Genomic DNA, 26843 nt, shown 5'->3' with positions numbered 1-26843 from the left:
CTGAAAATGGGGGCGCTGCCGCAGGCTGGGAACGGCCTACACGGCACGACTTTCTGGTAACGATTCGATTTTCAAATCGATAACTATGTACCACCTCTCCCCCCTGAAACCTCAATAACCTGTGTTGATGAGTACGTTCCTTCACCAACACAGGTATTAACCATGCATCATCCTTCAGACGCCATTACTGCGCTCCATACGTTAATCAGCTCAATAAACTCGCTACTTTCACCGCTGACCGAGCCACAAAGAGCAGCCCAGACACGAGGTCTTGACCTCTACCATCTGGGGGAATACCAGGACGCTGAACCCGCGCTGACCATCGCCGCCAAGGCTGGTGACCGTGACTCACAGTACGCCTTGGGCGAAGTCATTCGACGCCGCGAAGGCAGCATCAGCGACAATGCCAAACCCTGGTATCGACTGGCCGGTGCTCAAGATCATGTCTACTCATTGATGCGCCTGGGTGATGCCGACTCCCTTGATAAAGCCAGGAAACTCGCACAAGCCGGGGCCGAGATTGGCGATGGCGATGCCATGCTGGAGATGTACGAACTGACCCAGGATATCGCCTGGCTGAAGAAAGCCGGGACAGCAGCCTGTGGGGAAGCGCTCTATATCCTGGCCATCCTTTATGAGAAAACCCCTGCGCTCGTTCCCGCCACCAGCGACTTGAGCACAATGCTCGACATTATCTTGAGAAGGTCAGCCGCGCTGGGATACCCCCCTGCGATGTACTGGTTGAGCAACATCAAGTACCTCGCCAACGTTTCTTATCAGGAGCGCTGGCTCAACAAACGGTTGGAGCACAACCACCTTGGCGCCGTGCTGACCTACAGCTACGCGCTGTTGCACCTCTTCGATACCGAGCAGAACCTCGATCGCTATGACTACAGCTATGACGCGATCAAGGGCTATGGCCTGCTGTGGCTGGTGGTCAACAGCACCCGGAACTATGTACGACGTGCCGAGGCGGTAGAGATCCTTGCAAACACCGGCAGTACGCTGACGCCGGAACAGATCGAGGCAGGCAAGGCGTTTGCTGAGGAATGGAAAAACAGCCACCCACCGATGTCTGCTTACAAATTGACCTATAGCAGCCTTCAGTAACGAACAGGCATCGCGGCCTGTGACGTCAAACTCCTTGTCGTTTCGCGGCAAGGAGTCATTACGCGGCCAAAGTGTCAGACGGGAGCAAGTGTCTGCGTAAATACCCCGACCCCATCCAGATCCCGCAACACCACATTCAGCGCACCCGTCTGCCCATCAATATTCACCTCGCCAAAAAACTGAAAACCAGCAAAGGGCGAGGTGTTCTGCACAGCAGGCGCCTTTTCGAACACCACCTCGGGGCCGAAGGTTTTATCCAACGGATTGGGCCCGAAGCTGCCGGCATTCAACGGGCCTGCGACGAACTCCCAGAACGGTTCGAAATCCTGAAACGCGGCCCGCTCCGGGTGGTAGTGGTGCGCCGCACAGTAATGCACATCGGCCGTCAGCCAGACGAAATTACGCACCTGTTGCGCCCTCAGGAAACCCAGCAACTCGGCAATCTCAAGTTCACGTCCCTGCGCCGGTCCGGGATCGCCGTTGGCCACAGCTTCCCAGCGCGGCACGCCGGGACTGACTTCACCATCAGGTACGCCCAGACCAATCGGCATGTCGGCGGCAATGACTTTCCACTGTGCCTTCGACGCCTTCAGCTCACGCTTGAGCCAGTCCAGTTGTTCGCGTCCCAAAAACGGTTTGGCTGCGCCCAGGTTGTCATCATTGGCACCGCGATAGCTGCGCATGTCCAACACAAACACGTCCAGTAGCGGACCGTAACCGAGCTTGCGATAAATCCGCCCGCCGTTGTCGGCACTCTGCAAACGCATCGGTGCGTATTCAAGCCAGGCTTGTCGCGCGCGTCCCACCAGGCTGTGGATATCTTTGCTTTGGTAACGCTCATCCAACTGCTTGCCCGGCGACCAGTTATTCACCACTTCGTGGTCGTCCCACTGCCAGATCTGCGGCACCTCGGCGTTGAACCGGCGAATGTTTTCGTCCATCAAGTTGTAGCGGTAATTGCCACGGTACTCATCAAGGGTCTCGGCGACTTTGCTCTTGGCTTCGCTGGTGATATTGCGCCACACCCGACCGCTTTCGGTGGTGAGTTGCGCCGGCACGGGGCCGTCGGCATAGATGGTGTCGCCGCTGTGGATAAAGAAGTCCGGCAAGCGCAGACGCATGGCTTCGTAGATACGCATACCGCCAATGTCCGGGTTGATTCCAAAGCCTTGGCCAACGGTGTCGCCGCTCCAGACAAAACGGATGTCGCGACGCGCCGTCGGCACGCTGCGCAAGTGGCCAAACCAGGGCTCGCTGGTCACACCGCTCTGAGCGTCTTCGAAATGCACACGGTAGAAAATAGCTTGATCGGCCGGCAGCCCGGTGAGTTCGACGCGAGCGGTAAAGTCGGTGCGTGAGTCCGCCAGTGGCGAAACAAAACGACGAGGATTGGCGAACAGGCTGCGGGTGTCCCACTCCACCACCATCCGTGCGGGACGGTCGCTGCGGCTCCAGACCATCGCCCGGTCGCCCAGCAGGTCGCCGGACTGCACGCCGTCAGTGAGTTGCGGCCGATCCTTGACCGACGCGATCACGGCCGGGGCCAGGCCGGGCAGCAATAAACCGGCGCCGACCGCTTGCACGACACGACGGCGACCGAGATTGAATTCGCTCATGGTGTTCTCCCTTAAAAGGGAGACTAGAGCACGGGCGCATGACGCCCGTGTGAAACGCGCTTCCACAGTAAAGGGGTATCAGGCGTTAACGGGGTCCACCGCCAACTCCACCCCTTCCGGGCGCTTGAGCAGCGCATACGTCACCGCCGTCAGCAAACTCCCGGCCACAATCGCCAGCAGATACAGCAGCGCATGGTTGATCGTGTTAGGAATGACCATCACGAACAAACCACCGTGGGGCGACATCAGCTTGCAACCGAAATACATCGACAACGCACCGGCAAGCGCCCCACCTGCAATGCTCGCCGGAAGCACCCGTAAAGGATCTTTCGCGGCAAACGGGATCGCGCCTTCAGAGATAAAGCACATACCCAATACCAACGCCGCTTTACCGGCTTCGCGCTCGGTCTGGGCAAATTTGCGTCGAGCTATAAAAGTGGCAATTCCCAGGCCAATTGGCGGCACCATACCAGCGGCCATGACCGCAGCAATCGGTGCATAACTGGCATTCGCCGAGGTCATCAACCCAACGGAAAATGCATACGCCGCTTTATTGATCGGCCCACCAAGGTCAATACACATCATGGCCCCGAGCACCACGCCCAGCAGCACCGCATTGGCGGTGCCCATATTTTCCAGGAACCTGGTCATGCCGCCCAGCAAGCCTGCAACCGGCTGCCCCACGACATAAATCATGACTAACCCGACGAACAGACTGGCCAGCAGCGGGATGATCAGAATCGGTTTCAGCGCATCGAACGTTTGTGGCAGACGCAGCCTGCGACCGATGATGGCGGCGCTGTAACCTGCGAGAAAGCCGGCGATGATGCCGCCAAGGAAGCCTGCGCCCAACGTGCTCGCGAGGAGCCCCCCAATCATCCCCGGCGCAATGCCTGGCCGATCAGCAATTGAGTAGGCGATGTACCCTGCCAGCAGTGGCACCATCAAGGTAAACGCCGCATCACCGATCTGCTTCAGCGCCGCGGCCAGTGTTCCCGCCTCCTTGAACGCATCGATCCCGAATGCAAACGACAGCGCAATCATCAAGCCGCCCGCCACCACCATCGGCAGCATGAATGACACACCGGTCAGCAGGTGTTTGTAGACGCCGGTCTTCTCTTGCTTGGCCGGGCCTTTGGCGCCGCTCGCAGCGGTTTCCTGCTTGCCTTCGGCCAGGGCTTTATTAAGCGTGGCTTCGGCTTGTTTCAGCGCGATGCTGGTGCCGCAACGGTAAATCTTCTTGCCGGCGAAACGCTCGGTGGCGACTTCGATATCACACGCCAACAGCACCACGTCCGCATCGGCAATCGCCGCCGCGCTCAGGGGGTTACGAGCGCCGACCGAGCCTTGGGTTTCCAACTGCAAGTCGTAGCCCAATCGTTTGGCCGCTTGCTGCAAGGCTTCGGCGGCCATGAACGTGTGGGCGACACCGGTCGGGCACGCGGTGATCGCGACCAGACGCGGGGCGCTTTTAGGCGCCACGGCGGGTTCGGCGCAGACGTCACTGGCAACATAAACCTCAGCCTCAAGCGCCCCCAGCCGCAGGACCGCCTCAACATCTTGCAGGGCCTGGGCCGGGGTGCTGCGAAAGACCCGCTTGCCGACGAATCGGCCCATGTCCACCGGGGCGCTGGTCACCAGCAATACCCACTCGGCGGACTCGATGGTCGCCGTCGACAATTGACGTTCCGGGTGTGCCGCATCAACGACTTCGACGCATGTGCTCCAGCCCTGACGCTGGGCGGCAGCGTCCAGCAGCCGCGCGCACAGCACGCTGGTGACCATGCCGTTCGGGCAGGCCGTAACAATGGCTAACTTCATCACAAACCCTCTTATTGTTCTGTCAGGGGGCGCACGCGCACGCCCTGTTCAAGCAGCGCCAATTGCGCGGCGTCGCTAATGCCAAAACCGATCTGTGTCACCGCCAGGGCAGCAATCGCGGTGGCGGTGCGCAACGTTTGCTCAGGCGTATCAGCGCTGAGCAAACCGTGGAGCATGCCGGCCAGCAGCGAATCGCCGGCACCCACAGTGCTGGCAACGCGGACCTTGGGCGGTGTGGCGTGCAGCGCCGAGCCGACACTGAACCAGTTGACCCCATCGGCACCGTGGGAAATCACCACGTGCTCGATGCCTTGAGCGTGCAAGCGACTGGCGGCATCGGCCTGCGCCAACACCGACACCACGTCACACCCAAGCGCCTCAGCGAGTTCTTCGGTGTTGGGTTTGATCAGCCATGGAGCGGCCGCCAACCCAGCCCGCAAGGCTTCGCCGCTGGTGTCCAGAGCGACCTTTAAACCCAGCTGTTTCAATCGAAGGATCAAGGCCTGTAACCACTGCGGGCTGATGCCGCGCGGCAAACTCCCGGCGACCACGACCGCGTCATGCCCCGGCGCAATCTGATCGAGACGATCAAGCAAGGCCTGCTGCGCCACCTCGCTCACCTGCGGCCCCGGACCGTTGAGGTCCGTGACACGGCCATCGCTTTCAGCGAGTTTGATATTGCTGCGGGTTTCACCCGGCACCCGAATGAATGCATCGGCAAAAGCGCGTTTGGCAAATAGGGTGTCAAACGCCTGAAGATTATCTTCCCCCAGAAAACCGCTGACCGTCAGCTCGTGGCCCAGGTCTGCCAACACCTGCGCCACGTTTATGCCCTTGCCGGCGGCATGGGTGAGCATCGCGTCGCTGCGATTGACCTGACCGACGTCCAAACGTGGTAGCTGAACGGTAAGGTCCAGCGCCGGGTTGAGGGTCAGGGTGAGAATCCGCGCCATTACAGGGCCTCCACTAATGCGCGCACTTCGTTGGCGCTGCCCACGGCCAACGCCTGTTGCGCGAGGGTTTGGGTCTGGGTCAGGCTGAATTCGCGAATCCGCGCCTTGACCTCGGCGATGCTGCGGCCCGACACACTGAGTTCATCGACACCGAGGCCGACCAGCACAGGCACTGCCAGCGGGTCGGCCGCCAACTCACCGCACACGCCGACCCACTTGCCATGGGTATGAGCAGCACGCACGGTAATGTCGATCAATTGCAGCACCGCCGGGTGCAGGCCATCCGCCTGGGCCGACAAGGTCGGGTGACCACGGTCGATGGCCAGGGTGTACTGAGTCAAGTCGTTGGTGCCAACACTGAAGAAGTCGACTTCTTTGGCTAACACCGGCGCCAGCAGCGCCGCCGAAGGCACTTCGATCATGATGCCCAGTTGCAGGTCGGCGACCGGGATTTCCAGACGAAGGCGCTCCGTCATGTCACGGGCCTGGCGCCACTCATCAACGCTGCCGACCATCGGGAACATGATCCGCAATGGCCGGTTGTCGGCGGCGCGGAGCAAGGCGCGCAGTTGCGCTTCCATGATGTGTGGACGTTGCAGGGTCAGGCGAATACCACGCACGCCGAGAAACGGATTTTCTTCTTTGGCGATCGGCCAATACGGCAGCGGCTTGTCGCCGCCGACGTCGAGGGTGCGGACCACCAGCGGCCGACCGGCCAGGCCATCCAGCACACGGCGATACTCGGCTTCCTGGGTTGCCTCGTCCGGCGCTTGTGGGTGGGCCATGAAGATCAGTTCGGTGCGCAGCAGACCAATGCCTTCTGCGCCCTGCTCCACCGCGCTGGCGACGCCGGCACTTTCGCCGATGTTGGCAAAAACTTCGACCGCGTGACCGTCGGTGGTCAGCGCCGGCTGGTGGCGTTGTTCCGCCGCGACCTTCAGGCGTTGCTCACGGGTGTCGCGCTCTTCGGTGGCACGCTGCAAGGTGGCGGCATCAGCATCGACGTGCAGCCGACCGCGCTGGCCATCGATCAGCAACGGCGTACCTGGCGCCAGAAGTAACACCGCCGCCCCCGCGCCAACCAACGCTGGAATACCAAGGGCGCGGGCGACGATGGCACTGTGAGCCGTAGCGCCGCCACGGGCGGTCAGAATCCCGGCGACACGGGTCGGGTCGAGACGGGCGACGTCGGACGGACCGACTTCATCCATCACCAAAATGTACGGTTGCTCAGGTTCGCTCGGGGTTTCGAGACCACAGAGCTGCGCCAGCACCCGACGGCCGATGTCGCGCAGGTCGGCGGCACGCTCGGCGAGCAAAGCGTCCTGCAAAGACTCCTGCTGTTTGGCTGCCGCTTCAATCACCCCCATCCAGGCCGCTTCGGCGCTTTCGCCTTGCTTGAGGCGGGTGTCAACGTCATCGGTCAATTCAGGGTCGTCGAGCATTTCCTGGTGGGTGATAAAAATCTCACGAATGGCCTTGGACTTGCTGCGCTCGATCAAGCCTTCAATGTCGCGACGGACCTCGACCAGCGCTTGCTTCAGACGCTCGCGCTCGATGGCGGCGGACTCACCGCGCAGCGGGTAGTCGATGGCTTGCAGCACTTGAATGTGCGCCGGGCCGATGGCAATGCCCGGAGCGGCGGCGATGGCTTGAATAAGGCTGCCGGAGGCCGGCGCGAGCAGCACTTGGGCGACGTCGGCCATGACGTCGCGCTGCGGGCTGAGCACCGGCAACGGCTCGACTTCTTCACCCAAGCCTTCTTCGATAGCCGCCAGCAAGGCCGGCAAGGCGTCGGCGGCGATGCTTGGCTGCGCGATGAACTCCAACACCTGACCACGACGGGCGCCGAGGCTGAGTAGCTTGCTCAAGCTTTTGACCGACACCGCACTGTCCTGACCATCGACAATGCGCACCCGAATCTCACCTTCAAAACTTTTTGCCAGTTGCGCGAGGATCTTCGCCGGCCGTGCATGCAGGCCATGGGCGTTGGCCAGGGCAATGCGCGCACTCGGCCAATCGGCAGGGACTTCACCGCCTAGCACTTCGAGGACTTTACGACTGCTGGTGGCGCGGCCCAATTCATGACCGCGGCCAGCGATCAGCAGCGCACAAAGACGTTCGAGCAAGGCCTGATGCGCCTCACCGAGGCTGGCCAGGCAGAACAGGCCGCTCAACGGCTGGCCGAGGTAACGCATCGGCTTATCCGGGGTGACAAACGCCAGGCCCGGACGCTTTACGGTTTGCTCGCTGTGCAGCCACCACAGCCCATCGCCCAGCGGTAGCGCTTCGACCTGTTGCAGCACGGCGGAGAAACCGTTGCTCACGCAATCGGCCTGACGCAGCAAACGGGCACCACGCCAGACCAACTCTTCGAAATCGTCAGCGGACACGCCGAGGCCGATCATTTGGGCGTCCAGCGCCAACTCTTGCGGCGCGCCTTGCAGCAGCTTCAGCAACGCTTCGGCGGAACTGGCACGACGCAAGGCCTGGCCCAGGTCCGTCTCGCCGAGGGCACGGGTCAGCAGTTGCAGCAGGCGTAGGTGTTCATCGGATTTAGCCGCAATACCGATCGCCAAATAGACGATCTGGCCGTCGCCCCAATCCACGCCCTGCGGGAACTGCATCAGCCGCACGCCGGTGGCAAATACCTGATCGCGGGTTTCGGGGGTGCCGTGCGGGATAGCAATACCTTGACCGAGAAAGGTCGAGCCCTGAGCTTCCCGCGCCTGTAAACCGGCGAGATAACCGTCGGCCACCAAGCCATCGGCCACCAGTTTGTCGGCAAGCAATTGCAGGGCGGTGGACTTATCCACAGCCGATTGGCCCATGGATATCTGCTCTATGGTGAGCTCGAGCATGCTTTCTCCTTTTTGGCGTCTGATGGCGCCAGGTATTGTTTTGAATGAATCAGCTTAGCGTTTTTGTAGGACCAATCTTTGGCGGTTTCGCGGCAGAACCGGCCAATGGCTCTAATAACGTAGAAAATACGCTTGCTGAAACGTTTAATCTAGAATGTTTGGCACGTTACTCGATAATGTCTCATCCTTGAAGCCCAACTTGTCGGAAGCGTTGCGACATAGGTCGTCTGCCTGAATCAGGTAGGATTGGCCAAAATGTCGGGGCAAGCTCGAAAAAACAAGGAAATCCCGAGTTGAAACTCAGTGATATCGCCCAGTTGGCCGGTGTGTCCGTTACCACCGCCAGCTATGTCATCAATGGCAAGGCCGAACAGCAACGCATCAGCAGCGCCACCGTCGAGCGTGTGCGCGCGGTGGTCGAGCAACACGGCTTCACACCTAACCCACAGGCTGCCGGGCTGCGCAGTCGGCACACGCGCACGTTAGGCTTCATTCTGCCGGACCTGGAGAACCCCAGTTACGCACGCATCGCCAAACTGCTCGAGCAAGGGGCAAGGGCCCGCGGTTATCAATTGCTGATCGCCAGCTCCGACGATGCGCCGGACAGCGAACGGCAGTTGCTGAAACTGTTCCGCGCCCGACGCTGCGATGCCTTGATTGTTGCCAGTTGTCTGCCGGCCGGCGACGACAGCTACCGTCAATTGCAAGCCAAGGGCACGCCGGTCATCGCCATTGACCGGGTCATGGAGCCCGAGCATTTCTGCTCAGTCATCAGCGATGATCGCGTCGCCAGCCTGCAATTGACCCGCAGCCTGCTGGAACCAAAGCCCAAGCAGATCGCATTGATCGGGGCACGCCCCGAACTGAGTATCAGCCAAGAGCGGGCCGCTGGCTTCAAGGAAGCCTTGGCCGACTTCAACGGCGAGGTGCTGATCGAGCATGGTGAGTCGTTCAGCCGCGAGTGTGGCAAACAATTGATGGAAGAGTTACTCCAGCGTCTGGGCCATTTGCCCGATGCGCTGGTGACGACGTCCTACGTATTGCTTCAAGGCGTGTTCGACGCCCTGCACGACTTCCCGCTCAAAAACCGTCCACTGCGCCTCGGCACCTTCGGTGATACGCAATTGCTGGACTTCCTGCCACTGCCGGTCAATGCCATGGCGCAGCAACACCAGTTGATCGCCGACAAGGCCCTCGAACTGGCACTGGCCGCCATCGAGCAGTCGGACTACAGGCCTGGGGTGCAGGCGATTGCGCGCACGTTCAAGCAGCGAATTCTCCAGGACTGAGCCGTGGAGCTGATCGACAGCCATACGCATCTGGATTTTCCGGACTTCGACGAAGACCGTGCAGCAGTGCTGGCCGAAAGCCGCGCTCTGGGGGTGCGGCGAATCGTGGTGCTGGGGGTTTATCAGGGCAACTGGCAGCGCGCCTGGGACCTGGTGCAAAGCGATCCTGACTTGCATGCGGCGTTCGGCTTGCACCCGGTGTACCTGAATGACCATCGCCCCGAGGACGTGCGTGAGCTGAGCGACTGGCTGACACGGTTAGCGGGCCATCGACAACTGTGTGCGGTGGGTGAGATCGGCCTGGACTACTTCATCGAAACGCTGGACCGCCAGCGCCAGCAGACGTTATTCGACGCGCAGTTGCGCCTGGCGGCAGACTTCAATCTGCCCGCGCTGATCCACGTGCGACGCAGCCACGCGGCAGTCATTGCCACGCTAAAACGGTTTCGCTTGAAACGTGGCGGGATCATCCATGCCTTCGCCGGTAGTCAGGAAGAGGCGCGCGAATACCTCAAGCTCGGTTTCAAACTCGGTCTCGGCGGTGCAGCGACCTGGCCTCAAGCCCTGCGCATGCATCGCGTGCTGGCGCAGCTGCCGCTTGAATCGGTGGTGCTGGAAACCGATGCTCCAGACATGGCGCCCTCCATGTTTGCCGGCCAACGCAACAGCCCGGCGCACCTGCCGGCAATCTGCGCAGCGTTGGCTGCAATCATGGCGATCAGTCCTGAGCAACTGGCCGCCGCCAGCACCACCAATGCGTGTGAGCTGTTCAACTGGTAAAGCATGCGCCCGATGTGCGCCGCAGGCCCCCTCGCCCCGTTCAGCCATCAAACCCGAAACGCGCGGATCAAGTGTTTCAGTGCCACCACCTGAGCCGACAACGCACGGCTGGCCCCTTCAGTCTGTTGTGCGCCTTCAGCCGTGCGCTCGGCGGCGCGGTTGATCTCGACGATATTCTGGTCAATGTCGTGCGCCACCGCGGTCTGTTGCTCCACGGCGGCGGCAATTTGCTGGTTCTGATCAACGATCATGCCGACCGCGCCCAGGATATTGTCCAACGCCTGCTGGACTTTTTCCGACTGCCCTACCGTACCGCTGGCCATCTGATGGCTGATCCCCATGGCTTTCACCGCTGCGCCGACACCGCCGTGGAGCTTGGTGATCATCTGCTCGATTTCCTCGGTCGATTGTTGCGTGCGCTTGGCAAGAGTCCGGACCTCATCGGCCACCACCGCAAACCCACGTCCTTGCTCGCCCGCACGCGCCGCTTCGATGGCCGCATTGAGGGCCAGCAAGTTGGTCTGTTCAGCGATACTTTTGATCACCTCCAGCACGCGGCTGATGGACTGACTGTCGCTGGCCAGTTGATTGATCACCAACACTGACTGGTCGATCTCGCAGGCCAACGCGGCGATGCTGCCTTGCTGCGACCCGACCAGCCCACGACCGTTGAGGGTCTCATCGTTGACACTGTGAGCACTGCTGACCGCCGCCGCGGCACTGCGTGCCACCTCCAGCGAGGTCGCCGACATTTGGTTCATGGCCGTCGCCACCTGCTCGATCTGTGTACGCTGACCCGCTGCCGCTTGGTTACTCTGTGCGGACACTGTTTCGACCTGTCCGGCTTGGCGCTCGACCTCACCGACCGTATGGCCGACTCGCTCGATCAGGTCATGGATTTTCTTCACCGTGGCATTGAACACCTCACCCAGCTCGCCCAACTCATCGCGGCTATGGGATTTGAAGATCACCGTCATGTCGCCCGCCGCCACCTTGTCCATCACCGAGCCCAGCCGTTTAAGGGTCGTGCGGGTCGACGCGTAAAAGCCGCCATACAGGTAAAAAATCAATATGAACACTACCGACAGCCCTGCCGCTTGTAAGAGCATGTGGGTGCGGTTCTGCTCCAGCCGCTGGTGCAATTGGATGCCAAGGAACTTCAGGGTCGATTCATTGAGCTGGTAAGTCTGCTCCATCAGGCCGGTGACCTGATCGTAAAAGGCCTGCCAGGGCGCATCGAGCGTGTCGGCCATCACCACTTGCTCTTCAAACAGCTCACTGGCTTTTTTCAACGATGCCTTACTGCTCTCGGCCTGAGTGGCCAGGGTTTCGCGCGCAGCGTTGCTGGAACCCAGCGCGTCCTGCAATTTCAGTGCGTATTCGGCCTGAAGTTTTTCGATCTGCGCCAGCAACTCGTCGAAACGAGTGCTCGACGACGAGTTGAGAAAGCCTTGCCCCAAGGAGTACGACCCCATGGACCGGCCTTCGCCAAGCGTCTGGGTGATCGGCGGGGTAACGTTGGTGATCAGGTCACTGAGTTGACGCATGTCACTCTGCGTGTCGCGGCTGAGGCCCGACTGACTGACGATGATCTGATTGAAAACCTGCGAACTGCCGAGCAACTTGCCAATCAGGGCGCTTTTACTTTGTACGGAGTTCTCCGTTTGCTGGGCTTTGAACGCGGCAATCATTTCATCGCGTTTGCCGTTAAACAGCGCCATGGGTTCAGGGTCGATGGTCATCGCTGTCAGCGCTTGCAATCGCGCCAGAATGCTCTGTTCCAGTACGGTGATTTTTGACTCGACGTTACCCGCCTTACCGGACTGACCCAGCGTAACGTTGATCTGTACCAGGTTGTTCAGGGTTTCCAGGTCCCGACGCAGCGTCAAGCTGCTGCCAAGCAAGTCGAGGCTTTGCAAGGCGACCTGGGTGCCTTGGAATTCACGATAGGAATCACGTACAAGGTAGAAATTGGTCACCAGCATGGGCACCAGGAACAGTACGCTGATCAGGCTGAACTTCATGCCGAAGCTCAGGCGGTTCATCATCGCGACAGCGGGATAGAGCACGCTCTTCACTGTAAATCTCCCTTTGATTTCTTATTTTTATTGGCAGGCGCACAGAAGCAGCAGATAGCCACTATTGGCACTGCCTCTGTATAGCTCAAATGGAGGAGAGGTTTTGTAACTTAAGGTTAACGACAAGAGGCCGTTCTTCAGGCAGATCGGCTGGCGGTGGTGAGAGGTTTCCCCTTCACCACTATGACGCTCACCTCTGCCAGGCGAGGGTTACGGCAGTACAGTCCACAACGCAAAACCTGCATACCAAAGCACCGCCGCCCGCAGCAGCAGCTCCCAGATGCGATCAAGGCTATTGACGCCTTCCGGGCCAACCACCGGCGCTGGAATTTCAGCGGCTGCCAGCCCGACGTTTTCGATCAACTGAGCAGCGCTGATGTTCCAGTTCAGCAATTCATGGAGCATCACCCGGCTAACCGCAACAAAGTTACCTACCAGCGAAAAACTCGCCGCCAGCAGCCGTACCGGCACCCAATCGAAGGCATGCCGCAATTGCGCAGCGCGCTCAATCAAGGCTGGAGTCTGTGCATGCTCCTGCGCCAGAGCCAGCAGCCGATAGCTCAGCGCCGCCACTGGGCCAAGCAGGAAATACCAAAAAATCACCGCAAAAAAACTCTGATAGGCCTGCCACAACAAATGCCCCTGCACCCGCTCCAGCAATTGCTCACCGGAATCGGCGCAGATGTCCAGGTCGCGCTTGGCCACATGCGAGGCAGCCTGTAGATCTTCCCGACGCCAGGCATCACGAAACGGGCCGAGGCCGCCTAACAAGTCTCCCCGACCGAGGCTGTAAATCACCACCAGCAAGTGAATCGGCAACGCCAGCAAACCGTAGGCCACCGGTTCCAGCACCACCAGCAGTAGACCCAACAACGCCACGGGCAATAACACCAGCAGCATCAATACCAGCCAGGGCCGGTTCGCCAGGCGTGGGCCGGCCTCAAGCTTGTGCAGCTCACGTACCCAGCCACCATCACGCTGAACCCGATGGCGCAGGGCCGAGAATTTTTCGACCCAGACGGCTAACAGCAACACCAGAAAGCTCATTGTGGTTCCTCTTTTTCCAGAGCGGCTTTTGCCAGAGCCGCGCGATAGCGTACCCAATCGAACGCAGGGCCCGGATCAGTCTTACGACCGGGGGCGATGTCGCTATGCCCGCAGATACGCTGCGCGGTAATGCCGGTAAAAGCGCTTTGCAACTGTTCGGTCAGAATAGTCAACGCCTGATATTGCGCCTCCGTGAACGGCTGTTCATCAGTGCCTTCAAGCTCGATACCCACTGAAAAATCATTGCAGGTCTCGCGCCCTTCGAAGCTAGAGACGCCCGCATGCCAGGCACGCTCAAGACAGGAGACAAACTGAGTGACGACGCCGTCACGCTCGATCAGAAAATGCGCAGACACCCGTAAATGAGCGATCCCTTCAAAGTAGGGATGCTCCGTGACATCCAGACGATTCTGAAAAAACTCCTGCACCTTGCCCGTCGCGAATTGCGCCGGCGGCAAGCTGATGTTGTGAATCACCAACAGGGAAATTTCGCCCGAGGGGCGCGCATTGAAGTTGGGTGAGGGGCATATATGTACGCCCTGACACCAACCGCTCGCGGGGTCCAACTGCATACAGGTTCCTTCAGCGACGACAGTGTAAGTGCGCAGTATGCCGCGATAGACCCTCGGCGTGCGATCACTTGCCGCGATTGAGTCGGCGCAGATTACCGATCACCGACTCCAGTGCCCGATCAAACAGTAAGGTGTCGTCCAAAGCACGCACCGCACCACGGCGAAATTCCAAGGCCAGAACCGTGCGGCTGCGCTCCAGCACTTTCATCCCGGTGCGGTTAACAAAAATGTATTTTCCAGTGGCGTCGATGATCGCCGCCAGCTTGCAGCGCAGGGTATTTTCTTCGTCTTCCTGAAACTCTACCCAACTGCCCAGTTGCAGTTGATCGACCTGACGCAAACCCACATCGTCCGCCGGCAAACTGGAGCAAGCGTTATCTACCGCCCCTTCATCGGCGGTTAGCGGAACGATTTCTTGCAGTCCTTCAACCCTCTCCGGAGCGTCAAGGATGGCAGGCTGCTCCGCAGGCTCAAACAACTGAACATGCAACGTTTCCAGCTCAGAAAAAAACGCACTGGTGGCAAACGGATCGAATGCAGAACGGCTCAAGCCATCGCGCAGGGACTTGAGCAGCCCCGGCACCAACGAAAATAAACGTTCGCTTGCATCAGGTTCGTCATGACGCCGCACGCTCCAGATCAGTTGCTCCATGGTCTGCACATCGGCGTGCCATTCGGCGGACTGGTCACCGTGCTTAAGGCTGGTCAGCAACAGCACCTGGCTCCAGGCCTCCTGCACGAAAGCCACCACGACCTGAGGCAGAAGTTTGCCCCGCACAGCCTGATTCAGCGCCCGTTCGACCCGCTGACGCGCGAGTTCGGTCTTCGCTCGCCCTTCTTCGGCGTCGCGGGTGCGCTGCTCCAACAGCTCACTGCGCCGACGTTCGTCGCTGGTGAAGGCCAGAAAGTCGGCCAGCAACTCGGAGAAAATCGCCGGATCATCGACAAAGTCATTCAACAACCGCTGCACGACCTGCTCGATGCGCAGATACAAGCTGTCGCGTTCATGGTCATCACATTCACCCCAGCCCATGGCGACAGCCGCAATTTCGTTGAGTAACCGCCGAGCCGGGTGGCTACTGCGGCTGAAAAAACTCTTGTCGAGCACCGCCACTTTCAACATCGGGATCTGCAAGCGGGCAATCAACGCCTTGAGCGAATCTGGCAGATTACGGTCATCGAGAATGCATTCGAACAGCATCGCAATCAGATTGATGACGTCCTCATCCGCCACCCCGACCACCCGTGATTTGCCACTTTTGACGCTCACCCGCGTCAGCAACTGTTCAAGCTGATTACGCAGATCGAATTCGTCCTGGGCCGACGGGGCTGGAACGTATTGCTGCAAGTGCGACAGCAGACGCAGCAGGTCGCGGGTAGAAATGGGCTGGGGCTCAGCGCTGGCCTCCAGGGTGGGGGCAACGCTGCCGCGCACGTGAAACAGTAGTTTCTGCAATGCGGCGAAAACTTCCTGCACGCTCTCATCAACGGGTATGCCAGCGGAGCGCGGACCTGTCGTCGCCGGTTCGGCGCGCGCGCTGACCGCGGCACGATCCATGGCACGCCGCGCCGGGGCGGGCTTGAGGTCGGGCAGCACACCGGTGGCAATCAACAATTGATTAGCTTCGGCGTAGAGCTGATCGGCGCCGCTGAGTACGTAACGCTCGAACAGTTTGAGGAGAATCAACTTGACCTTGATCTCCACCCCCAAATTGCGCCCCGCTTGCAGGAAGTATTCGCAGAGCAACGCGGGCCCCAACGGGTTGTGCTGTACGAGCAACTCTTTGCCCAGCAATGCGCTGAGTCGAGCGGTGAGTTGGTCGAGAGTGAAGCCTTCCCGGTTCAGGACTTTGTTGACCATCGCGTCCACGGCGACGCGTCGCTCCAAGTCGTCGCTGCTAGGCGCCGCTGGAGTGTCAAAGGACAACGCACGGGGCAGTGTGACTTGAGTGATGTCGTACTGAGTGAGGCCGACGAAAGCGTCGAAGACGTGTTCGAGAAAACCGCGCTCGATGCTTTTGCGCTTGAGTCGCACATCGCGCATGGCTTGGAAGAAGAGATTCTGTTCGACGTCGTTGCGTGCCCGATCGGCCATTTCGAACAGCGTGTCATCGGCGTTATCAAACAGCTTCTGCAAGCCGTGCCTGAGCTGTTGCGCGGCCTTGTCGCGAACCTGAAGCAGAATCACAGGCAGGCGGGCGAGCGGCGAGCAATTCGTTTGGTCGATAGCGGCTTTGCGCAAGGGCACCACATTCGCGTCGTTGTGCATCCAAGCCTCCTGAAACGGTGATTCTTCAGTTCAGTGATAAAAAATCAGCAAGGGTCCGCTGCCCGCTCGCAGTGATTCATTAACGCTCGCCCAAAGATACGTCAAAGCTATGACGTCAAACGCAAGGCGAATTATCTGGCAAAAGACACGCCCTGTGCCAGCAGACTCTGTACCTGCATTTGAAATAAACCTTTATCAGAGACCCTCGTTGATCGCCGATTACTCACAGCAATCGACCAAATGCACGGTTCAGATCACCTGGAGGACTTTGGATGCCTTGGGTTGCCCCGCGCCATAGCCCTATAATCGGGACACTTTGTTTGTGGAGTCCGTTATGCCGAATCTACGTCTCGCCGATTTAACCGCCGAAATCGAAGCCAACGTGCGCCGTGCGTTGCTCGAAGACATCGGCAGCGGCGACATCACCGCACAGTTGATCCCAGCCGAGCGCTTGGCCAAAGCCACCATCATCACCCGTGACGCGGCCGTCATTAGTGGCACCGCCTGGGTTGACGCCGTGTTTCGGCAATTGGACCCAAGAGTGGCCGTGCATTGGCAAGTGCGCGATGGCGAACGGGTGAAACCCAATCAGGCGCTGTTTCACCTCGAAGGGCCGGCGCGATCGTTGCTGACGGGCGAGCGCTGTGCCCTGAACTTCCTGCAAATGCTTTCGGGCGTCGCCACTCGGGCGCAGCATTTGGCGGACTTCGTCGCAGAGACTCAGGTGAAGTTGCTCGACACCCGCAAAACCCTGCCGGGCTTGCGCCTGGCGCAAAAATACGCCGTGACCTGTGGCGGTTGCCACAATCATCGCATCGGCCTGTATGACGCTTTCCTGATCAAGGAAAATCATATCGCCGCCTGTGGTGGCATCTCGCAAGCGATTACTGCTGCGCACAAGATAGCCCCGGGCAAACCGGTGGAGATCGAAGTGGAGAGCCTGACCGAGCTCAAAGAAGCGCTCGCGGCGGGTGCCGACATCATTATGCTCGACGAGTTGAGCCTGGATGACATGCGTGAAGCGGTGCGCCTGAACGGCGGCAAGGCGAAACTGGAGGCCAGCGGCGGTATCAACGAAAGCACGCTGCTGCCCATTGCCGAAACCGGGGTGGACTATATTTCGATCGGTGCGATGACCAAGGATGTAAAAGCTGTAGACCTGTCGATGCGGCTGAGTCTCTGATCACGCCGTCCCCAATGAAAAACGCCAGCCTCATCAAGGCTGGCGTTTTTATCAGACCACCAAATTGTTCATCTCGCAGTACTCTTCCCACTCGACGCCCAATACCTCGGCAGCCTCCCGGTGCAGAACCAGCCGCGCGGCCTCGAACTCTTCCGGGCTTGAGGTGTACTTGAGCGTCAGTTCCCAGGGCTGCAAGCCCTGTGCCTCAGCTTCATCCTCAAACGCCCACTGGATCTGATCTTTCTGATCGTCGGCGGGCAAGTCCTTGATCTCTTCCATCAAGGACGGCGTGTCCAGCACGTATTTCTTGAGTGCTTCTGCGTGTCTGGCTTCCTGGGTCAATTCTTTAACGGTCATGGCGTTCTCGCTGATCTGGGGAATGGAAGATGGATCTGGATCATCAAGGATCTCTCTGACGCAAAAAACCGGGTAAAGCCCGGTTTATCTGGCCTTCAGAACCATTCGGGATCATCTGAAAACTACAAAGTGGTACTCATGCAAGGTCCGAATATAGGACCTTTGACTGGCGATTTATAGACATCGTTACATCAAATTTACAAAAAACTGAACGGCGCCACCACGCACTGCCTTTTTGGGCGAGCCGGAGGAACATGTTTCAAAAAGCAAAGTCTCAGCAACCAGTCACGCCTTTATTGAAGAACTTAGGCGCAGCAATGGTTCCACTTCAAGTTCAAGCAGCGGTGAACTATCAGACCGAATACGCACGCCCCCCGATCAGGAGCGCGCACTGCAGCAGCCCAAGCGCAGCATCAAGGACCTCGGCAGGAAGGTGACATAGCAAAAAATGGTGCCCGAAACAGGAATCGAACCTGCGACCTTCGCGTTACGAGTGCGCTGCTCTACCGACTGAGCTACACGGGCAGTGCGCTAAACCTAGCACCGGTTTTGAGCGCGGGCAAATTCCATGTCGCCCTTTTTCGCAGACAAAAAAAGGCCCCGCAGCTTTCACTGCGAGGCCTTTTTACAACGCTTAAACGGCCAAGCGGGGGAGTCTTAAACGCCCGACGCTTTGGCTGCTGCTACGTCTTTGATGGACAGCTTGATACGGCCGCGGTTGTCCACGTCCAGTACCAATACTTCCACTTCCTGGCCTTCTTTCAGGATGTCGGTCACTTTCTCAACGCGAGCGTCGCTCAGCATGGAGATGTGAACCAGGCCGTCCTTGCCCGGCAGGATGTTGACGAATGCGCCGAAATCGACGATGCGTTCAACCTTACCCACGTAGATCTTGCCGATTTCAGCTTCAGCGGTGATGCCCAGAACGCGCTGACGCGCAGCTTCAGCCGCTTCCTTGGTTTCGCCGAAGATCTTGATCGAGCCGTCGTCTTCGATGTCGATCGAAGCCTTGGTCTCTTCACAGATCGCACGAATGGTCGCGCCGCCTTTACCGATAACATCACGGATTTTGTCGGTATCGATTTTCATCGCGATCATGGTCGGAGCATTTTCCGACAGCTCGGTGCGGGACTGAGCAATGATCTGGTTCATCTGACCGAGGATGTTCAGGCGCGCTTCCAGGGCTTGGCCCAGAGCGATTTCCATGATTTCTTCGGTGATGCCTTTGATCTTGATGTCCATCTGCAGCGCGGTAACACCTTTGGCGGTACCGGCTACCTTGAAGTCCATGTCGCCCAGGTGGTCTTCGTCACCCAGGATGTCGGTCAGGATGGCGAACTTCTCGCCCTCTTTAACCAGACCCATGGCGATACCGGCAACCGGTGCCTTCATCGGAACACCGGCGTCCATCAGGGCCAGGGAAGCGCCGCAGACCGAAGCCATGGAGCTCGAACCGTTGGATTCGGTGATTTCCGACACGACACGAATGGTGTACGGGAACACGTCAGCTGCAGGCAGCATGGCTGCAATCGAACGACGGGCCAGACGGCCGTGACCGATTTCGCGACGACCAGCGCCACCCATGCGACCACACTCACCTACCGAGAACGGAGGGAAGTTGTAGTGCAGCATGAACGGGTCTTTCTTCTCGCCTTCCAGGGTGTCCAGCAGTTGTGCGTCACGGGCGGTGCCCAGTGTTGCAACAACCAGAGCCTGGGTTTCGCCACGGGTGAACAGAGCCGAACCGTGGGTCTTAGGCAGAACACCGACTTCGATGTTCAAAGGACGTACGGTTTTGGTGTCGCGGCCGTCGATACGTGGCTTGCCGTTTACGATGTTTTCGCGAACGGTGCGGTATTCGATTTCGCCGAAAGCCGCTTTGACTTCGCTGGACGAAGGCTGGCCTTCTTCACCGGACAGTTTGGCAACAACCTGGTCTTTCAGCTCACCCAGGCGAGCGTAACGATCGGCCTTGATGGTGATGGTGTAAGCCTGGGAGATCGCGTCGCCGAACTCGGCACGGATAGCGCCCAGCAGAGCGGTCGCTTCTGGCTGTGGAGCCCAGGCCCAGGTTGGCTTGGCCGCTTCGGCAGCCAGTTCTTTAATGGCGTTGATCACAACCTGGAACTCGTCGTGAGCAAACAGTACAGCGCCCAGCATCTGGTCTTCGGTCAGCTCTTTAGCTTCCGATTCAACCATCAACACGGCTTCCGAAGTACCGGCAACGACCATGTCCAGGCTCGAAGCTTTCTGTTGTTCGTAAGTCGGGTTCAGCAGGTAGCCGGTGCTTTCGTGGAACGCAACACGTGCACAGCCGATCGGGCCATCGAAAGGAATGCCGGAGATGGCCAGGGCAGCCGAGGTACCGATCATCGCAGCGATGTCCGGATCGGTCTTTTTACTGGTGGAAACGACGGTGCAGACAACCTGCACTTCGTTCATGAAGCCTTCTGGGAACAGCGGACGGATCGGACGGTCGATCAGTCGGGAAGTCAGGGTTTCTTTCTCGGAAGGACGGCCTTCGCGCTTGAAGAAACCGCCAGGGATCTTACCGGCAGCGTAAGTTTTTTCCTGGTAGTGAACGGACAAAGGGAAGAAGCCCTTGCCTGGATCGGCTTGCTTGGCACCAACGACGGTCACCAATACGCTGACGTCGTCGTCAACGGTGACCAATACTGCGCCGGAGGCCTGACGGGCGATACGGCCAGTCTCGAGGGTAACGGTCGACTGACCGAACTGGAATTTTTTGATTACCGGGTTCACGGTGTCCTACCTTCTTTGTGGCTCTTGGGGAACTTGTCTTCTTGCGAAATTCTTGGGCAATGTCGGGAATCGGCCCAACGCCTGTCCAGGGTAAAACGTGTATCCAGATAAAACTTGAGGCTGGGAGCCTGCCATGCGCCAGCGGGAAACCCACTGGCGAACGACAGACAACCAACCTCTAGCGCAATCGCTGATTAGCGACGCAGACCCAGGCGACCGATCAGAGCCTGATAACGACCCAGATCTTTGCCTTTCAGGTAGTCCAGCAGCTTACGGCGCTGGTTTACCATGCGGATCAGACCACGACGGGAGTGGTGATCTTTACCGTTGGCCTTGAAGTGACCTTGCAGTTTGTTGATGTTGTGCGTCAGCAGTGCAACTTGCACTTCTGGCGAACCAGTGTCACCAACAGCTTGCTGGTAGTCAGCTACGATTTGAGCTTTTTCTTGAACGTCGAGAGCCATGAGGCAATCCTTTTATCAGGAAACTGTTTCAAAGAAACAGCTTCAACAGGCCAGGGACAAATCCCTGTATCTAAAAATGAGTAGTGACCATGCCTGCTAACAGCCACCCTCGCCAGCCTGCTGTTACGCAGACCGGTTTCGGTCATTCCGACCGAATCAGTCGACGCGGCGCGATGCGCCCGTCTTCGCTCACTTCACCGATACCGATGAAGCGACCGTTGTGATCCTGTACCCGTACCATGCCAAACTTCGGTGCATCCGGGGCTCGTACCGGTTGGCCGTTAAGCCAATAGAACGAGCTGTGCTCCGAGAACTGCAACAGTGGCCAATCCAGCAAGCCACTGTCCGATGGCATCAGGAAGCGGTCGACCGCTTCATTGCCGCCTTCGGCATGCACTGCTTCCAACTCTTCAAGCGTGACAGTCTGCGCCAGCGTGAAAGGCCCGGCCTGGGTGCGTCGCAGTTCTGCAACGTAAGCGCCACAACCGAGTTGCTCACCAATATCCTCCACCAGGGTGCGAATATAAGTGCCTTTGCTGCAATCCACCGCAAGCCGCGCAGTATCCCCCTCAAAGGCCAGCAATTCCAAGCGCGCAATAGTAACAGAACGCGGTTCGCGCTCCACTACTTCGCCTGCACGGGCCAGCTTGTACAGCGGCTGGCCATCACGCTTAAGCGCCGAGTACATCGGCGGTATCTGACTGATTAGCCCGCGAAAACCGGGCAAAACAGCTTCGACATCGGCGCGACCAACGGTCACCGGACGCTCCAACAAAACATCACCCTCGGCATCCGCCGTGGTGGTGGTCTTGCCCAGTTGCGCCACGGTTTCATAAGCCTTGTCGGAGTCGAGCAGGTATTGCGAGAACTTGGTGGCTTCACCGAAGCACAACGGCAATACGCCAGTGGCCAGCGGATCGAGACTGCCGGTGTGCCCGGCCTTCTCAGCGTTCAGCAACCAGCGAACCTTCTGTAACGCGGCGTTGGAGGTGAACCCCAACGGTTTGTCGAGCAGGATGATGCCGCTGACGTTACGACGGATACGTTTGACCTGAGCCACCGATTACTCCTTGGCGTCTTCGGGTTCAGCCGCTACCGGGTGCTGATTGTCTTCAGCCACCGCACGCTCGATCAGAGCCGACAGGTGCGCACCACGCACGACGCTTTCGTCGTAGTGGAAGTGCAACTGTGGAACGCTGCGCAACTTCATTTCGCGAGCCAACTGCATACGCAGGAAACCAGCGGCGGAGTTGAGCACCTTGATGCTTTGCGCGATATCTTCAGCATTGTCCTGCCCCATCACGGTGATGAAGATCTTGGCGTGACCGACGTCACGGCTGACTTCAACAGCGGTAATGGTGACCAGACCGACACGCGGGTCTTTGACTTCACGACGGATCAGCTGTGCCAGCTCACGCTGCATCTGATCGCCGATACGTTGGGTACGGCTGTATTCTTTTGCCATGTCTTGTTACCTGTTACTGCCTCACGGTGAAACCCGTGGGTCTGAAAGCGGCAAACGCCCGGCCTGACAAAAGCCAGACCGGGCGTTGCGTTTAGAGTCCTGACGCTGCGCCGCGCATTTGCATGCGGCGGCTCATCGTGGCCCTTGAAGTGCGCGAGTTAGAGGCTGCGAGCAACCTGAACCTTCTCGTAGACTTCAATCTTGTCACCAGCCTTGACGTCGTTGTAGCTCTTGACGCCAATACCGCATTCCATGCCGGCACGTACTTCGGAAGCGTCATCCTTGAAGCGGCGCAGGGATTCCAGCTCGCCTTCGAAGATAACGATGTCTTCACGCAGTACACGGATTGGACGGTTACGGTGAACAACACCTTCGATAACCATGCAACCGGCAATCGCGCCAAACTTCGGCGAACGGAACACGTCACGCACTTCAGCGGTACCCAGGATGTTCTCGCGAACATCGCTGCCCAACATACCGGTGAGGGCTTTCTTGACGTCTTCGATGATGTCGTAGATCACGTTGTAGTAACGCATATCCAGACCTTCCTGCTCGACGATCTTGCGAGCGCCAGCATCGGCACGCACGTTGAAACCGAACAGTACAGCGTTGGAGGCCAGTGCCAGGTTAGCGTCGGACTCGGTGATACCACCGACACCGCCACCGACAACACGCACTTGCACTTCGTCGTTACCCAGGCCATTCAAGGCACCGTTCAACGCTTCCAGCGAACCACGGACATCAGATTTGAGGACGATATTAAGCGTCTTCTTCTCTTCCTGACCCATGTTCTCGAAGATGTTTTCAAGCTTGCCAGCATGAGCACGGGCCAGTTTGACTTCGCGGAACTTGCCTTGACGGAACAAAGCCACTTCACGGGCCTTCTTCTCGTCGGACAGCACGCTCATCTCGTCGCCAGCGTCCGGAGTACCGTCCAGGCCGAGGATCTCGACAGGGATGGAAGGACCCGCTTCTTTGATTGGCTTGCCGTTCTCATCGAGCATGGCGCGAACGCGACCATAGTTCGAACCGACCAGTACCATGTCGCCTTGGCGCAGAGTACCGTCCTGAACCAGAACGGTAGCCACCGGACCACGACCCTTGTCGAGACGCGATTCAACCACAACGCCACGGCCAGGAGCAGAAGGCGTGGCCTTCAGCTCTAGAACTTCAGCTTGCAGCAGAACAGCTTCGAGCAACTCGTCCACACCAGTACCGACTTTCGCCGAAACCGATACGAACGGGGTATCGCCGCCCCACTCTTCCGAGGTCACGCCGTGAACCGACAACTCGCTACGGATGCGATCAAGATCGGCGCCCGGCTTATCGATCTTGTTCACTGCAACCACCAGTGGAACACCGGCAGCCTTGGCGTGCTGGACCGCTTCAATGGTCTGCGGCATTACGCCGTCGTCCGCTGCAACGACCAGGATCACGATGTCAGTCGCCTTGGCACCACGAGCACGCATTGCGGTAAACGCAGCGTGGCCCGGGGTGTCGAGGAAAGTGACCATGCCGCGATCAGTTTCAACGTGGTACGCGCCGATGTGCTGAGTAATACCGCCGGCTTCGCCTGCAGCTACCTTGGCACGACGGATATAGTCGAGCAGCGAGGTCTTACCGTGGTCAACGTGACCCATTACGGTCACAACCGGCGCACGGGAGAACGCTTCACCTTCAAACTTCAGGGACTCAGCCAGGGAATCTTCCAGGGCGGTGTCGCTGACCAGGGTCACTTTGTGGCCCAGCTCTTCGGCAACCAGTTGAGCAGTTTCCTGATCCAGTACCTGGTTAATGGTCGCTGGAGTTCCCAGTTTGAACATGAACTTGATAATTTCAGCTGCCTTGACCGACATCTGCTGAGCGAGATCGCCAACAGTGATGGTCTCGCCGATCTTCACTTCACGCACGACAGGGCCGGTTGGGCTCTGAAAACCGTGAGCGTTGCGTTTCTTCAGCTTGGCCTTGCCGCGACCACCACGACGGAAGCTGTCGCTTTCTTCGTCGGTAGTACGTGGCGCAACGCGTGGCGTAGGCGCTTTTTCCTTAACCGAAGCACGATGCGGAGCGTTTTTGCGCTCACCATCGCCACTGCCACGACGATTGTTATCGTCGGCACGTGGTTTGTCCGGACGGCGCTGTTCGTTCTGCTTACGAGCATCGGCAGAAGGTGCCGGTGCAGCAGCCACAACCGGCGCGCTTTCACGCACAGGTTCGGCGGCAGCAGGTGCGGCAACAGCGTCGGTAGTAGCGGTTTGCGAACCAGCAGGCTGGCGACGCGCTTCTTCTTCGGCGCGACGCTTCGACTCTTCTTCAGCCTTCTGGCGAGCAGCATTTTCTACGGCGCGACGTTCTTCCAGTTCACGTTTGCGCTCGGCTTCGATTTCTTCCGGGCTGCGCTGTACGAAAACTTTCTTCTTACGGACTTCAACGCTGATGCTTTTGCTGCCAGCAACACGCAGGGTGCTGGTGGTTTTACGCTGCAGCGTGATCTTGCGTGGTTCTTCCACTTTCGCCTTGTGGCTGCTTTTCAAGTGAGTCAGCAAAGATTGCTTCTCACTGTCAGTCACATGTTCTTCGGCGGCGGTGTGCGGCAGACCTGCCTCACGCATCTGCTGCAACAGGCGCTCTACCGGTGTTTTGACCTCATCGGCCAGTTGTTTCACCGTGACTTGCGTCATGCACTTCTCTCCTCAGGCCGCGCCTAATTACTCGAACCAGTGGGCTCGGGCGGCCATGATCAACTTGCCGGCACGATCATCGTCAATGCCGTCGATGTCGAGCAGGTCGTCAATAGACTGCTCGGCCAGGTCTTCGCGGGTAATTACGCCGCGCACCGCCAGTTCCATCGCCAAATCCTTGTCCATACCCTCAAGCGAGAGCAGGTCTTCGGCCGGATGGGCGTCTGCCAGCTTTTCCTCAGTAGCGATGGCTTTGGTCAACAAACGATCCTTGGCGCGAGCGCGAAGCTCGTTGACGGTTTCTTCGTCAAAGCCGTCGATGTTGAGCATTTCTTCCAACGGTACGTAGGCAATCTCTTCCAGGCTAGTGAAGCCTTCATCTACCAGCACTTGCGCCAGGTCTTCGTCGACTTCCAGCTCGTCGATAAAGTTGCGCAGGATGTCGCCGGTTTCTGCTTGCTGCTTAGCCTGGATGTCCGATTCGGTCATCACGTTCAGGGTCCAGCCAGTCAATTGGCTAGCCAGACGCACGTTCTGACCGCCGCGACCAATGGCCTGAGCCAGATTGTCTGCGCCAACGGCGATGTCCATTGCATGGGCATCTTCGTCAACGATAATTGCCGCCACTTCAGCCGGCGACATTGCATTGATCACGAACTGAGCCGGGTTATCGTCCCAAAGCACGATATCAACACGCTCACCGCCCAACTCACCCGACACTGCCTGGACGCGCGAACCGCGCATACCGATGCAAGCACCTTGTGGGTCGATGCGCTTGTCCTTGGAACGGACTGCGATCTTGGCACGCGAACCCGGGTCACGGGATGCAGCCATCACTTCGATCAAACCTTCAGCAATTTCCGGCACTTCGATGCGGAACAACTCGATCAGCATTTCCGGCGCAGTACGCGACAGGATCAACTGCGGGCCGCGGTTCTCAGTGCGGATTTCCTTGAGCAGCGCACGCAGACGCACGCCAACCCGGAAGGTTTCGCGAGAGATGATGTCTTCACGAGCCAGCAACGCTTCAGCATTGTTGCCCAGGTCGACAATCACATTGTCGCGGGTGACTTTTTTCACGGTGCCAGAGATGATTTCCCCCAGGCGCTCGCGATAAGCATCAACGACTTGAGCACGCTCAGCTTCGCGAACTTTCTGCACAATAACTTGCTTGGCAGTCTGCGCAGCGATGCGGCCGAACTCGATGGACTCAATCTTTTCTTCGACTACCTCACCAACCTGGGCGCCTGGGTGCGTTTCAGCAACCTTGCTCGGCCAGGTTTCAATAGCCGGATCGTCCAGGTCTGCTTCTTCGACGACCGTCCAACGACGGAATGTCTCGTAAGCACCGGTGTGGCGATTGATTTCCACACGCAGATCAACTTCGTCCTCAAAACGCTTTTTGGTAGCAGTGGCCAGAGCCAGCTCCAGCGCTTCAAAAATTACGTTTGCCGGTACGCCCTTTTCATTGGATACCGACTCAACAACCAGCAGTACTTCTTTGCTCATCGTACGCCTCGCCTTTCGCAAGCCA

General features: G+C 58.7%; 19 protein-coding genes and 1 tRNA gene. 4 read left to right on the top strand and 16 right to left on the bottom strand.

Annotated elements, in window-relative coordinates; all coding sequences use genetic code 11:
* Positions 1-162 precede the first annotated feature (162 nt).
* Positions 163-1110 carry a sel1 repeat family protein gene (locus tag RHM68_RS03795; RefSeq protein ID WP_322220600.1) on the top strand — a complete coding sequence of 316 codons (948 nt, stop codon included), beginning with the start codon at positions 163-165 and terminating at the stop codon, positions 1108-1110.
* A gap of 74 nt (positions 1111-1184) precedes the next feature.
* Here RHM68_RS03795 and RHM68_RS03790 read toward each other — a convergent pair whose 3' ends face one another.
* The 4 genes from RHM68_RS03790 to ptsP form a co-directional block, all read right to left on the bottom strand.
* Positions 1185-2726: an alkaline phosphatase D family protein gene (locus tag RHM68_RS03790; RefSeq protein WP_322220599.1), complete on the bottom strand. Its 1542-nt coding sequence runs from the start codon at positions 2724-2726 to the stop codon at positions 1185-1187.
* Positions 2727-2804: 78 nt separating this feature from the next.
* On the bottom strand, positions 2805-4547 hold the full coding sequence (locus RHM68_RS03785; RefSeq protein WP_322220598.1) for a PTS fructose-like transporter subunit IIB: 1743 nt from the start codon (positions 4545-4547) through the stop codon (positions 2805-2807).
* 11 nt (positions 4548-4558) lie between these two features.
* Positions 4559-5500, bottom strand: a complete 942-nt coding sequence (gene pfkB / locus RHM68_RS03780; protein ID WP_322220597.1) for a 1-phosphofructokinase — start codon at positions 5498-5500, stop codon at positions 4559-4561.
* On the bottom strand, positions 5500-8361 hold the full coding sequence (gene ptsP / locus RHM68_RS03775) for a phosphoenolpyruvate--protein phosphotransferase (protein ID WP_322220596.1): 2862 nt from the start codon (positions 8359-8361) through the stop codon (positions 5500-5502). Before ptsP ends, pfkB begins: the two co-directional genes overlap by 1 nt.
* Before the next feature lie 293 nt (positions 8362-8654).
* Between ptsP and cra the strand changes: the two genes are divergently transcribed.
* Both cra and RHM68_RS03765 read left to right on the top strand, forming a co-directional pair.
* Positions 8655-9650: a catabolite repressor/activator gene (gene cra / locus RHM68_RS03770; protein WP_322220595.1), complete on the top strand. Its 996-nt coding sequence runs from the start codon at positions 8655-8657 to the stop codon at positions 9648-9650.
* 3 nt (positions 9651-9653) lie between these two features.
* Positions 9654-10430 carry a TatD family hydrolase gene (locus RHM68_RS03765; RefSeq protein WP_322220594.1) on the top strand — a complete coding sequence of 259 codons (777 nt, stop codon included), beginning with the start codon at positions 9654-9656 and terminating at the stop codon, positions 10428-10430.
* Positions 10431-10477: 47 nt separating this feature from the next.
* On the opposite strand, the gene RHM68_RS03760 is transcribed toward RHM68_RS03765, so the two are convergent.
* From RHM68_RS03760 to RHM68_RS03745, 4 genes are all read right to left on the bottom strand, one after another.
* Entirely contained in the window at positions 10478-12508 is a 2031-nt protein-coding gene (locus tag RHM68_RS03760) for a methyl-accepting chemotaxis protein (RefSeq protein WP_322220593.1), read from the bottom strand.
* Positions 12509-12718: 210 nt separating this feature from the next.
* The gene (gene ampE, locus RHM68_RS03755; protein ID WP_322220592.1) at positions 12719-13555 is read right to left on the bottom strand and encodes a regulatory signaling modulator protein AmpE; all 837 of its coding nucleotides are present in this window, start codon (positions 13553-13555) and stop codon (positions 12719-12721) included.
* Positions 13552-14127: a 1,6-anhydro-N-acetylmuramyl-L-alanine amidase AmpD gene (ampD, locus tag RHM68_RS03750; RefSeq protein ID WP_322220591.1), complete on the bottom strand. Its 576-nt coding sequence runs from the start codon at positions 14125-14127 to the stop codon at positions 13552-13554. Before ampD ends, ampE begins: the two co-directional genes overlap by 4 nt.
* Positions 14128-14191: 64 nt before the next feature.
* Positions 14192-16396, bottom strand: a complete 2205-nt coding sequence (locus RHM68_RS03745) for a DUF1631 domain-containing protein (RefSeq protein ID WP_322220590.1) — start codon at positions 16394-16396, stop codon at positions 14192-14194.
* Positions 16397-16730: 334 nt separating this feature from the next.
* Between RHM68_RS03745 and nadC the strand changes: the two genes are divergently transcribed.
* Entirely contained in the window at positions 16731-17579 is an 849-nt protein-coding gene (gene nadC, locus RHM68_RS03740; RefSeq protein WP_322220589.1) for a carboxylating nicotinate-nucleotide diphosphorylase, read from the top strand.
* A gap of 51 nt (positions 17580-17630) precedes the next feature.
* On the opposite strand, the gene RHM68_RS03735 is transcribed toward nadC, so the two are convergent.
* From RHM68_RS03735 to nusA, 8 genes are all read right to left on the bottom strand, one after another.
* Positions 17631-17936 carry a DUF6388 family protein gene (locus tag RHM68_RS03735; protein WP_322220588.1) on the bottom strand — a complete coding sequence of 102 codons (306 nt, stop codon included), beginning with the start codon at positions 17934-17936 and terminating at the stop codon, positions 17631-17633.
* 449 nt (positions 17937-18385) lie between these two features.
* Positions 18386-18461, bottom strand: a tRNA-Thr gene (locus RHM68_RS03730).
* Between the two features lie 132 nt (positions 18462-18593).
* Positions 18594-20699: a polyribonucleotide nucleotidyltransferase gene (gene pnp / locus RHM68_RS03725; protein WP_322220587.1), complete on the bottom strand. Its 2106-nt coding sequence runs from the start codon at positions 20697-20699 to the stop codon at positions 18594-18596.
* Between the two features lie 194 nt (positions 20700-20893).
* Positions 20894-21163 carry a 30S ribosomal protein S15 gene (gene rpsO / locus RHM68_RS03720; protein ID WP_003176135.1) on the bottom strand — a complete coding sequence of 90 codons (270 nt, stop codon included), beginning with the start codon at positions 21161-21163 and terminating at the stop codon, positions 20894-20896.
* A gap of 142 nt (positions 21164-21305) precedes the next feature.
* Positions 21306-22223: a tRNA pseudouridine(55) synthase TruB gene (truB, locus tag RHM68_RS03715; RefSeq protein WP_322220586.1), complete on the bottom strand. Its 918-nt coding sequence runs from the start codon at positions 22221-22223 to the stop codon at positions 21306-21308.
* Positions 22224-22226: 3 nt separating this feature from the next.
* Positions 22227-22628: a 30S ribosome-binding factor RbfA gene (gene rbfA / locus RHM68_RS03710; protein ID WP_007942872.1), complete on the bottom strand. Its 402-nt coding sequence runs from the start codon at positions 22626-22628 to the stop codon at positions 22227-22229.
* 158 nt (positions 22629-22786) lie between these two features.
* A complete protein-coding gene (gene infB / locus RHM68_RS03705; RefSeq protein ID WP_322220585.1) occupies positions 22787-25309 on the bottom strand; it encodes a translation initiation factor IF-2 in 2523 nt (840 codons plus the stop codon).
* Positions 25310-25336: 27 nt separating this feature from the next.
* On the bottom strand, positions 25337-26818 hold the full coding sequence (nusA, locus tag RHM68_RS03700) for a transcription termination factor NusA (protein WP_092273475.1): 1482 nt from the start codon (positions 26816-26818) through the stop codon (positions 25337-25339).
* Positions 26819-26843: the final 25 nt, after the last annotated feature.

This window comes from Pseudomonas sp. DC1.2, from assembly GCF_034351645.1.
Taxonomy (GTDB): domain Bacteria; phylum Pseudomonadota; class Gammaproteobacteria; order Pseudomonadales; family Pseudomonadaceae; genus Aquipseudomonas.
Note: the sequence above shows the minus strand (reverse complement) of the source record. Positions and strands in the feature narration are given on the sequence as shown.